The organism is Agrobacterium sp. SORGH_AS_0440 (genome assembly GCF_031453135.1).
Classification (GTDB): Bacteria; Pseudomonadota; Alphaproteobacteria; order Rhizobiales; family Rhizobiaceae; genus Agrobacterium; species Agrobacterium pusense.
This window is the reverse complement of sequence record NZ_JAVIYR010000003.1, coordinates 284,385-296,202: the sequence shown is the minus strand read 5'-3', so window position 1 is coordinate 296,202 and position 11,818 is coordinate 284,385. Positions and strand designations below refer to the sequence as shown.

Here is an 11,818-nt window from a genome sequence, read left to right as displayed (position 1 = left end):
GGAGAACACCCAAAAAGCCACCGTCCATAGCGAACGGCAAAACCGTCTTGGGTCGGACGCAATCTTGGCCAAGTGCACGGCCGACCACCCCAGGCACGGGGTATTATCCCACATCCCCCGGGGCAAAAATGCGCATAAAGTCGCGGGCGCAAGGCGCGCCCAGGGTCACGAAGGAACGGGTTCCAAAACTGCTGCCGTTGTTCCATTACCGGCACCAGATCTCCTCGATCGAAATGTCCCGATGGTACATTTCCAGTGAAATCTCAAGGCTCCGCAATCGGAACGCCTTGGGGTCGAAACGGGCGATCATCGAGGATTCCTGGAAAGAGACAAACACATTCTCTCCAATTGTGTCGGAATGCATAAACGAGCATGGCAAACAAAACCATCTTCATATGGTCGAGGTCACACCCGGGAGCCCGCCTGGCACTGTCACCAGCCGTTCTCGCAAGTGCGAACGCTGATGACGGTATCGTCGAAGCCGTCGGGGTGGTTTCCAGCTTGTCAATCGGCGTTGAGGGTTTCCATGCCGAAACACATCATGCGATGGCTTGTTCAAATCGCCGTCGTTTGGGCAACGCCGGATCATGGTATAATAACAAAGGGGGCAAAATCACCCGGCAATACCCAGAGTGCATTTCCTGAGATGCCCTTTGGGAGCGGCTGGATCCGATCAGAATGCCTTTTCCAACGTTCTCGCTGTTGCTGCCGGATCGTCCAATAAACCCATTCGATACGGACGCAAGTTCTCGGATCGAAGCTCACAGATTTTGTCTGTCCGGAATGTGGGCTTCGGTGTCAGATCCAGGGTGCCGGACCGGAGAAGAGAGCGATGATCAATAACTTGCACTCGCGGCGAAATTTCTTGAAGGGCACGGTTTTGGCAACGGCGGGACTGGTGCTTGCCGTCCAGCTTCCGCGCCTGGGGAGAGCGGCCGTCGCCGCCGGACAGGAGAGCCAAAAATCGTTCTTCCCGAATGCGTTCATCAAAATCGATACCGACGGCATTACTCTGATCATGGCTCATCACGAGGTCGGGCAGGGCATCTTCACTTCCAGCACCATGATGATAGCCGAAGAACTCGAGGTTGGACTTGATCAGGTCAAGCTCCAACCGGCGCCTCCGGACCTCTCGAAATATCTCGATCCTCTCCTGTTCGACCAATCGACAGGGGGTTCAACGTCGACAAGAGCTGACTGGATGCGCCTTAGGCAGGCTGGGGCGGCTGCGCGGATGATGCTGGTTCAGGCGGCCGCGTCCGAATGGTCGGTGCCGGCCTTTGAATGTCGTGTCGAGCTGGGCGTCGTCCATCATGATGCCGCCGGACGATCCATGACGTACCTCGAGGCCGCACCCAAAGCTGCGCTATTGCCGGTTCCTGAGAACGTTGTGCTGAAAGTGCCCTCGGAATTCAGGGTCATCGGCACCCGCGCCAAGCGCCTGGATACCCCGCAAAAGGTGAACGGCAGCGCTATCTACGGGATAGACATCATTATTCCCGACATGAAATTTGCGACCCTGGCCATAAGCCCGGTAGTCGGGGGGCTGATCTCGAAGATGAACGAAGATGCAGCGCGAGCGGTCAAAGGCGTTCACGATATCGTCAAGCTGCCCGATGCCGTGGCCGTAATCGGCGATCATATGTGGGCCGCTAAGGCAGGCATCGATGCGCTTGAGATCGAATGGGAGGCCGGACCCAATGGATCGATGAATCTCAATTCGATCGTCGAGAAACTGGAACAGGCATCGCAGCAACAGGGTGTGATCATCCGCAACGACAAGGATGCCGCCTCGGTGATTTCGAATGCGGCGGTGAAGCTTTCCGCTGTCTATGAGTCCCCCTTTCTCTCCCATTCACCGCTGGAACCGCTCAATTGCACGCTTCACATTCAGGACCACAAGGCAGAGATGTGGGTCGGCACACAAGTTCCGGTGCGGGCACAAAAGGCCGTCGCGGAAGCAACCGGACTGCCGCAGGAAAGCGTAGTTGTGAACAATCAGTTAATCGGGGGGGCGTTCGGACGTCGCCTTGATGTGGATTCAATCGAACTCGCCGCCCGGCTCCTCAAGGATATCCGGTATCCGGTAAAGCTCGTCTGGACCCGAGAACAGGACATGACGCATGATTATTACCGTCCCTACTACTACGACAGGGTCGCGGCGGGACTGGACACGGACGGTCGGCTCATTGGACGAACGCACCGTGTGACGGGATCCTCGATCTTTGCACGCTACGCACCCGCAGCCTTCATCAATGGCGTCGACCCCGATGCGATCGACTGCGCCTCGGAAACACCCTACGACGAAGACGCAGTTTTCGTGGACTATGTCCGCAGCGAGCCCGACGGCGTCAATACGAGCTGGTGGCGTGGAGTTGGTCCGTCGCACAATCTCTTCGTAGTTGAAAGTTTCGTGGATGAAATGGCTGCGGCGACCAAACAGGATCCCGTCGAGTTCAGACGCAGGATGTTGACCAAAAACCCGCGCGCGCTGGCGGTCCTGAACGAGGCGGCGGAGAAGGCGGGCTGGGGCGAAAAGCTTCCAGCCGGAAGAGGCCGGGGGGTCTCCCTTCAGGTGGCGTTCGGAAGCTATCTCGCACATGTCCTCGATATCGAGATTACAAAAGAGGAAGTGAAGCTTCTTCGATCGGTCATTGCGGTCGATTGTGGGATCACGATCAACCCCGATACCGTCGAAGCCCAGATGCAGGGAGGTGTGATTTTCGGGCTGAGCAGCGCCATGTACAATCAGGTCACCTTCACCGACGGAGCAGTCGACCAGACCAATTTCGATATGTACCGAGCGCTCCGGATCAACGAGATCCCCAAGATCGAAATCTATCAGGTCAAGAGCCAGGAGAACCCGGGCGGCGTGGGCGAGGCAGCAACGGCTGCTGCCGCAGCTGCGCTCGCGAATGCGATCTTTGCGGCATCCGGAAAACGCATCCGTTCATTGCCGCTCGCGGAGGCAGCTCTGAGCTAGCAACAAGAGCTGAAAGACGGCGTTGGCTCAACTGTGGTCGCGCGCCGTCCTTTGGCTCAAACGAAAACCGACCGCAATGTGTCACGCGAATTGACACCTACAGCTGGCTAAAAGCGGGCGGTGCCATCTTCAGCACGAGACTACATGGTCGGTGCTGCGCGTTGTCGACGGGTCGCAGAGTGCAGTCTCTTTCTGGTCCGAAGTTCGGCTGGAATTTGTCGAGGACCACGGCGGAAGTCGAGAGGCCGGATAATTCCATCGGCAAGATCATGCGGCGTAGATTCCGTATACCGTTGTCTAATCTCCCACTCAATCGAGATCATCCAATGAAACTTTACACGCATCCTGGAGCAAGCTCGCTCTCCGTCCACATCCTGTTGCGCGAGACGCGTCTACCTTTCGACCTTGAGGTGATCAATGTCACTGCCAAAGTTCGCGCGGATGGCTCCGACTACTGGAAGGTCGCCCGGCGGGGAATGGTACCACTGCTGGAACTGGACAACGGCGAGACGCTGACCGAGAATCTCGTGATCGCTCAATACCTCTGTGATCTTGCGGGACGTCGTGACCTGATGCCGGAACCGGGGACCATGCAGCGCTACCGTGTCATGGAGTGGCAGAGCTACGTCGCTGCGGAACTGCATAAGAGTTTCGTACCGATGTTCTGGCCGATCGACGAGGAAATGCGGACGCTCGTCTTACAACGTATCCGTAGCCGCCTCGGATTCCTCGAAGGGAGCCTCAAAGGCCCGTTCCTGACCGGGGAGACCTTCACGGCCGCCGATGCCTATCTTTTCGTGATCGGGAGCTGGGCGAGGCATTTCGGGATCCCGACCGATGAGTTTTCTCGCGTAAGGAATTTGCTCAAGCTTGTATCTGAGCGGCAGTCGGTACGGGATGCTCTGAATGCGGAGGGGCGCGGGCTCGTTGTTATCGACGATCCTGATCCATTGCCGTGACGCGCAAATGAAGATATTCGGCGGCGATGTCGGACACCGCCGCCGAGCGTTCAAGGGGTGCTCGTGCTCAAACCCCTTGGCGCTTGAACCGCTGGTCAAGGAGTAGGGCGACAATTTCAGCTGCACCTGCTGCCACTCCGATGAGCCAGATGTCGCCGGCACCAACGATGGCCGCTCCGATAGCGCTTCCGATCGAGAAGCCGAGATACATCGTTGACGTATTCAACGAAAGAGATACCGACGCCTGGGACGGCGACGAGGCCTGGATGAGGCGCGCCATTTGTGCCGGGAAAAAGGACCAGACACTGAAACCCCACACGGCGATCGCAACGAGGGTCGGAACCAGTGCAGTTGATGGCGTCAGGCCCGTCACTGCGGCAAGGGCAAGGAAAGACAGTGCCAAGATGACTAGGGAAGCCGTGGCTACCTTGCGCGAGCCAAACCGGTCGTTGAGCGCTCCGCCGGTGGTTACTCCGATGGCGGCGGCGATACCCCACATTGAAACGGTTGCGGCGATGCCGGTCACTCCGAAGTCGAGCTCGGATTTCAGATAGGGCGCTATGTAAGGGTACGCAGTATAGGCCCCGAGAGACCAGAACAGGGTGACCGCGAGTAGCTCAAGTATTGCCGTCTGGCGGACGACACTGACCCGTTCGGAAAGGCTGGCGACGGCCATACCGTCTCCGACCTGCCGGCGTATGCCCGCCAGAATGCCAACGATCGCAATGAGGCCCATAAACGCAACAGCCAGGAACGTGGCACGCCAACCAAACGCATGGCCAACTAGCGCGCCGAGGGGCAGGCCAAGTGCAATCGCAATGGTCATCCCGCCGCTGACAATCGCAAGGGCGCGACCACGTCTTTGCGGACCGGCTATGGCACCCGCCAGCGCATTGGCATTCGGGACGTAAAGGCCCGATGCGACCGCCATCAAGACACGCGCTACGAGCAAGGTGGCGAAGGTGGAAGAGAAAGCGGCGGCAAGGTTACCGACGGTGAACAACGTCATCGCAACGATCAGCAAGTCGCGGCGATTCATTCGTCCGGTCGCGACGGTCGTGATCGGCGAGCTGATGGCCAGGACGAGCGTAAATACGACGACCAACATGGCGGTCGTCGAAATGCTCATGCCCAGATCGTCGGCGATGGTTGGTAGAAGAGGAGCGATCATGAAGCCTTCCGTGCCGATGGCAAAGGTGCCGAGGGCGAGGAAATAGGCTGGGACCAGGGACGGTGCCGACATTTCTGTATTCTGCACAACGCCGTCACCCGACATCCTGTTGTCTGTGATTTTCAGTCGATTTGACATGACGAATTCCCCGCAGAATTTGCTTCCCGGCCATTGAACGGGAAGCAATGCCGCGATTTTGAAGGCCTAGACTGGGATCGGATTTGCCGCCAAGGATTCATTGAATCCGTGAACGAAGGCGTGCTCGTTGTTCCCCGGATTGTCGCGAAGGGCCGCAATTTCCTCGACGTAAACTTCCGGGGCGTCGGTCTCGAGACCCTTCATCGTCTTTTGGATGAAAATATCCAGCGGCATCGCGCGCGGATCGCCGCTCTTTTTGACTAGGTCCGTATCGACCCATGGCGGAGCGATTTCCTGGACCCGTACATTAGTGTCGCGAAGCATGAACCGCTGCGAAAGCGAGTATGAATGAAGGGCTGCCTTTGTCGCTGAATAGACCGCGTTCGAAGCGAGTGGCACGAATGCGAGCACGGATGTGTTATTGATGATCGTCGCCTCGGGCTGCGCCTTCAGGTGCTCGACGAGCGCGGAGGTCATACGGATCGGGCCAAGCAGGTTCGTGTCAATGATGCGACGTGATACTTCGTCGTCAACCAGGCCGGACGCATCGTCGAACGGCATGATGCCCGCGTTGTTGACCAAGACGTTCAGCTTGGGATACTCGGCGATCAGCTTCTTGGCGACGCGATGGATGTCGTTGATGTCGTTGATGTCGAGCTCGACCCCATCGATCCCTGGGTTTGCCGCGGAGACTTCGTCGAGCAAGGCCTTGCGGCGGCCCGCGATGATGACCTTGTTTCCAAGCTTGTGGAAAGCTTCCGCCAGCCCGCGGCCGATGCCGGAAGTTCCGCCCGTAATGAAGATCGTGTTACCTGTCGTTTTCATGGATCGCTCCTATTCGTTGAGACGCGCGTATTTCTAGCCGCATCGCCTCGGTTTCGATTGGAGGATCATGTCCCAAAATGCGATCGTCTCAAATGTCAAGGAAACGGCATTTTAGGACATTATTTGCCCGTCAGCTCTCCACATTCTCCAGCCCAGCGCCTCCGATCATTTTAAGAGTGCGACGAACAGCTTGAGGCGGCTGACCGAATGAGCGAAGAAACGCGCGGCGCATACGATCCCGATCAGCGAAACCTGTATCGCGTGCCACGATTTCAACGGGATGGCTTCCGTCCTCGAGCATTGCCTTTGCTGCCTCGAGCCGAAGTCGCTCAACGGCTTTTGCCGGAGAATGTCCCGTTTCGTCGCGGAACAGCCGACTGAACTGGCGAGGGCTTAGGTTAGCGGAATCCGCGAGCTCTTCGACGCTCAAGGGATTTCGAAGATGCTCCTTGGCATAGATGAGTGCTTTTCGGATGCGGTCGGAACGTGGCTCGAGCTCGAGAAGAACTGAGAACTGGGACTGCCCGCCTGGCCTCCTGTGGTAGACGACAAGTTTGCGCGCAATCGTCTTTGAAAGCGCCGCCCCGTAGTCATCCTCGATGAGCGCTAAAGTCAGGTCAATGGCGGCACTCATTCCGGCTGATGTCCAGATGTTCTCGTCGTGAACGAAGATTCGATCTTCGTCGACATGAACTTGTGGGAACTTACGCTGCAGATTGCGTGCGTGTGCCCAATGGGTCGTGGCGAGCCGACCATCAAGCAGGCCCGCTTCAGCCAGGAGGAAGGCTCCAGTGCAGATTCCCGCAACACGCCTACTTTCCGTGGCAGCATTGGCGATGTATTGCCGAAGTGTCGGTGAGGGCGCACGTGGAACCAACTCGCCGACGACCATCAATGTATCGGGATACTCTTCGAGCTTCCGCGTCTGGATGCCGATGTTCAGCGAAGATCTGACCGTCCCACCTTTTTCAGACATCACGGTCAGCCGATAGGCCTCTTCGCCCAACTCCTGGTTTGCGAATTCGAACGCGGAGAGCGCCGCCAGTCCCATGACTTGGAAGCCGTCCTCGAGAATGAAACCCACGCTGCGCATGGTCCTGATTACTCCTGCTGTTTTCGGTGCAGTGCTGAATGCGGCACTGCCGACGTTGCTTCCTATCGGAGACGCCGGCAGACCTTCTATATGGAGTGGCGATATTGCGATTGCCACCGCGGCTTCCGGCTCGCGATGGCTTCGATCGGAGAGGGTTACTCAGCCGCCTGTCTCGTCTCGGGCACCCACTCGTCCTCGCCATGCTTCCTCGGTACATATCGCGACCGCAGCATTACGTAAAACACTGGAGTCAGGAACAGGCCGAACAGCGTGACTCCGATCATGCCGCTGAACACGGCGGTACCGAGGGACCGCCGCATTTCGGCGCCAGGACCCTCGGCAATCGCGAGTGGCAAGACGCCGAAGATAAATGCGAGTGCCGTCATGAGGATCGGGCGCAGACGCAGATGGCAGGCTTCGACAGCTGCTTCCACTGCGGTCTTTCCCGCGTCTTGCGCCTGGCGCGCGAATTCCACGATCAGGATGGCGTTCTTCGCCGCCAGGCCGATCAGAACCACGAAGCCGATCTGCGTGAGGATGTTGTTGTCCATCCCCCTTAGATAGACCCCGAAAAGCGCACCCAGCACCGCCAGCGGAACTATAAGGATGATTGCCGCCGGCAGGATCCAGCTCTCATATTGTGCGGACAGTGCGAGAAATACGAAGACTACTGATAGCGCGAAGATGTAGACAGCGCTGCCCCCAGCGTGGGTTTCCTGGTAGGACAGTTCGGTCCACTCGTACGCCGTACCCGACGGTAGCGTTTTTGCAGCAAGCTGCTGCATTTTTGCGATCGCTTCGCCCGTAGAAATCCCAGGAGCAGCGTTGCCCTGGAGTGGGACAGAGACATACATGTTGTAGCGCTGTACGAGCGTCGGGCCGCTCGTTTCCCTGATGTTTGCAAGTGTTCCTAATGGAACAAGGGCTCCGGCTGCAGATTTGACCTTGAGATCGAGCATATCGTCGCGTTCGAGGCGGAACTGTTTGTCCGCCTGGGCACGGACCTGATAGACTCTCCCGAATGCGTTGAAATCGTTGACGTAAGCGACACCCAGATTGCTGGATAGAGTGTCGAAGATATTGGGAATCGGAACGTTCAGATACTGGGCCTTGTCTCTGTCGATATCAAGGAAATACTCCGGGCTGGATTCCGAGAAGGTGGTGAAGACCCCGGTGAGACCTGGTGTCCGGTTCGCTTCGACCATCATCTGCTGAGCGAGGCCAAGGACGCGGGTCATGTTCGAGTTGTCCTGGTCCATAATTTGCATCTTGAAGCCGCCCGAATTGCCGATGCCCTGAACCGGTGGAGGAGGGATGGCAATGATGAAGGCCTCATCGACGCTCTGCAGGTTCTTATAGAGCGCCCGGATGATCTTTTCCGACGTGTCCCCGGTCGCCAGCCGCTCCTCGAACGGCTTGAATGGTGTGAAAATCACGCCAGCGTTCGAAGCGTTAGTGAAGGTTGCACCGCTGAAACCTGCAAATTGCACCGCGTTGGCGACACCAGGCGTGTCCTTGGCGATATTCCCGGCCTTCTTGATCACCGCATCGGTGCGGTCGAGGGATGCGCCTTCCGGAAGCTGGACGACCACGATCGCATAACCCTGGTCCATGATCGGAATAAAGCCGCTCGGCACCTTGGTGTTGAGGAACCAGGTTGCTCCGAGGAGAGCGACGAAGACGACAACTGCACAGCTTAGACCGGATTTCGAGCTGACGATACTCCGCACGATTGCTGAGTAGCCGGCGCTGAGTTTGTCGAAACAATGGTTGAAGATATCGGCACACCATTTCGTGAGCTTCGTCACGGGGTTCGTTTTCGTCTCCGAGTGATCGTGAGGGCGCAGGACGATCGCTGCAACGGCCGGAGACAAGGTCAGCGAGTTGAGTGCAGAAATTGCTGTCGCGATCGAGATAGTCACGGCGAATTGCCTGTAGAACTGGCCCGAAATTCCCGGAATGAAGGCCGTCGGCACAAACACGGCGATGAGAACGAGCGATATGGCGATGACCGCCGTACCCACTTCATCCATCGTAATGTGCGCTGCCCGACGAGGCGACATACCGTTCGCGAGATTGCGCTCGACGTTCTCTACCACGACGATCGCGTCGTCCACCACGATACCGATTGCGAGCACGAGACCGAAGAGAGTGAGCATGTTCAGGGACATGCCGAACGCCGCCAGGAAGGCGAAAGTACCGACAAGTGAAACCGGGATCGCGACGATTGGGACGATCGCCGTTCTCCAGGACTGCAGGAATATGAGAACGACGATGGCGACAAGCACGATCGCTTCGCCGATCGTCCTATAGACCTCGTTGATCGAATCCGACACGAAAGCCGTGGTGTCGTAGATGATCCGGTACTCCAACCCGGGCGGGAACTGGCCGGAGAGATCTTTCATAATCGATTTGATCTGCGCGGCCGTCTCGAGCGCGTTCGTACCTGGTCGCGCGAAAATGCCCATGCCCACCGCCGGCTGATTGTTGACATAGGAGTTCGTCACATAGTCCCGCGCCCCGAGCTCTATCCTTGCAACGTCTTCGAGTTTGACGAGCCTGCCGTCGGGCGTTGACTTCACGATGACGTAGCGGAACTGCCGGGCATCCTGAAAGCGGCCGTCCGTGCGGACGGTGTATTGGAATGGGTTCTTCCTGGCAGTGGGAGGGGCTCCGATCGAGCCGCCAGAGACTTGGACGTTCTGGTCACGCAGTGCGCTCACAACGTCCGTGGCGGTCATTCCGTATGAAGACAGCTTCTCAGGATCGAGCCAAATTCGCATCGAATACTGCCGCTCGCCGAAAATCTGAATGTCGCCCACCCCCTGTAGACGGACGAGTACATCCCTGACGCGGTTTCGCGCGTAGTTGGACGTATAAAGCTGATCGTATCGGCCATTCGGCGAAAGCAAATGCACGACCATGAGGAGGTCGGGCGAGCTTTTAGTCGTCGTGACGCCGAGGCGCTGCACTTCCTGGGGCAATCGAGGAAGGGCGACGGCCACGCGGTTCTGCACAAGGACCTGAGCCTTGTCCAGATCCGTTCCCAGCGCGAACGTGATCGTGAGCGTCATTGCTCCGTCCGCGCTCGAATAGGACGACATATAAAGCATGTCCTCGACGCCGTTCACTTCCTGCTCGATCGGCGTCGATACGGTGTCTGCGATCGTCTGCGAGTCGGCACCTGGGTAGGAGGTCCTGACGACGATGGTGGGAGGTGCAATCTCGGGATATTGTGAGACAGGAAGCTCGAAGTAGGCGATCGTTCCGACAATCATCAGCACAAGCGAGATGACGCAGGCGAAGATCGGACGGGAAATGAAGAAGTGTGCGAACCTCATTGGCCTGCCTCCGATGCCGAGGCGCTTTCCGGTGCTGAGGCGACCGAGTCGTTGTTTTCCGACGGTAGCGTTGTTTCTTTGGGATCGACCTTCATGCCCGGGCGCACACGTACTACGCCTCTAACGATGATGGACTCTGTTCCGTCGAGACCGCTGCGGACGACACGGTAACCGAATATTCGCGGGCCGGGCCGGATGGCCTTCGTGCTGACTGTATTGTCTTTCCCTACAACGAAAACGACGCGCTCGTCCTGGTCCGAGCTGATAGCCTCATCAGGGATGAGAACAGCCTGATAGGAATTCGATCCCTCGAGTTCGACCCTACCGAATAGCCCCGGCTGCAATGCGAAATCCGGGTTTGCGAACCGGGCGCGAGCGCGAAGCGTGCCTGTCTGGGGATCGACGCGGTTTTCGGCGAAGTCCAGGGTTCCTTGGAATTTGGTGCGGTTCCGATCACCAAGGGTGACGGAGACCTTGAGGCCACCGCCGCCGCTCTGCAGGACTTCGCCGTTTTTGCGTGCCGTCTCGGCGTAGTTCAGCAGCCTGCGCTCGTCGATGTCGAAATAGAAGTCGATCGGATCCAGCATGACGATGGAAGTCAGTAGCGTCTGGTCGGCTTGGACGAGATTGCCCACTGAAATCTGATGGCGATCGATCCGGCCACCGAGGGGTGCGGTGATCCGGCTGTATGTTAAATCAAGGTTCGCGCGGTCGAGTGTCGCCTGTGCGCCCTGGACATTCGCTTGTGCCGAATCCAGTTCACGGCGACGGTCGTCGAGGGTAGATATCGTCTGGCTTCCGGATTTCACCAGAGAATTGACGCGATCGAATTGCGCCTGCGCATAAGTGAGGCCTGCAGTGGCAACAGCGAGGGTGGCTTGCGCCTGGTTCAGTGCCGTCAAGAATGGGCGCTGGTCTATCTCGAAGAGCTGATCACCCTCCTTGACGAGCTGACCATCCCTGAAGTTGATCGCCTGCAAGTAGCCGCCAACGCGCGCCCGGAGTTGAACTTCCTCAGCAGCCTGGAAGCGGCCGATGAATTCATCGCGGTCTACGACATCACGCAGCACTGGCTTGGCCACAACGACCTGGGGCGCGGGACTTGTTTCCTGTGCAACTCCGGCCGAGGTCAAAGCGACACTGCAAGCGAGGAGCCAAAGTGAAAATGGAATCGAGCGGTACTTCATCAAAGCCCCCTGTGGTGTTGCGGAAATGCGCATCGTAGGTCAACGTCGGTGCGGCACATTCGAAAAGAGTGCCGGAGGCGAGCAAAAAACGATTGTAAGATCGGTCCTCCCCAGCGGAACC

Annotated in this window: 7 protein-coding genes; 2 read left to right on the top strand and 5 right to left on the bottom strand. The window is 57.9% G+C overall.

What is annotated here, in order from left to right; all coding sequences use genetic code 11:
• Window positions 1–832: 832 nt before the first annotated feature.
• Window positions 833–2,983, top strand: a complete 2,151-nt coding sequence (locus tag QE453_RS24235; RefSeq protein ID WP_309778481.1) for a molybdopterin cofactor-binding domain-containing protein — start codon at window positions 833–835, stop codon at window positions 2,981–2,983.
• Between the two features lie 326 nt (window positions 2,984–3,309).
• Window positions 3,310–3,942 carry a glutathione S-transferase N-terminal domain-containing protein gene (locus QE453_RS24230; protein WP_309778480.1) on the top strand — a complete coding sequence of 211 codons (633 nt, stop codon included), beginning with the start codon at window positions 3,310–3,312 and terminating at the stop codon, window positions 3,940–3,942.
• A 67-nt stretch (window positions 3,943–4,009) separates the two neighbouring features.
• Here QE453_RS24230 and QE453_RS24225 read toward each other — a convergent pair whose 3' ends face one another.
• The 5 genes from QE453_RS24225 to QE453_RS24205 all read right to left on the bottom strand — a co-directional run bounded on the left by QE453_RS24225 (window position 4,010) and on the right by QE453_RS24205 (window position 11,697).
• Complete coding sequence (locus QE453_RS24225; protein ID WP_031233278.1) at window positions 4,010–5,185, bottom strand: MFS transporter; 1,176 nt, start codon at window positions 5,183–5,185, stop codon at window positions 4,010–4,012.
• A gap of 132 nt (window positions 5,186–5,317) precedes the next feature.
• Window positions 5,318–6,076 (bottom strand): SDR family oxidoreductase, encoded by a 759-nt coding sequence (locus tag QE453_RS24220; RefSeq protein ID WP_020808337.1) that lies wholly within the window; start codon window positions 6,074–6,076, stop codon window positions 5,318–5,320.
• Between the two features lie 130 nt (window positions 6,077–6,206).
• On the bottom strand, window positions 6,207–7,169 hold the full coding sequence (locus tag QE453_RS24215) for a GlxA family transcriptional regulator (RefSeq protein WP_309778477.1): 963 nt from the start codon (window positions 7,167–7,169) through the stop codon (window positions 6,207–6,209).
• Between the two features lie 155 nt (window positions 7,170–7,324).
• Complete coding sequence (locus QE453_RS24210) at window positions 7,325–10,510, bottom strand: multidrug efflux RND transporter permease subunit (protein WP_309778476.1); 3,186 nt, start codon at window positions 10,508–10,510, stop codon at window positions 7,325–7,327.
• Window positions 10,507–11,697 carry an efflux RND transporter periplasmic adaptor subunit gene (locus QE453_RS24205; RefSeq protein ID WP_309778474.1) on the bottom strand — a complete coding sequence of 397 codons (1,191 nt, stop codon included), beginning with the start codon at window positions 11,695–11,697 and terminating at the stop codon, window positions 10,507–10,509. The genes QE453_RS24210 and QE453_RS24205 overlap by 4 nt, the downstream gene beginning before the upstream one ends.
• Window positions 11,698–11,818 lie beyond the last annotated feature (121 nt).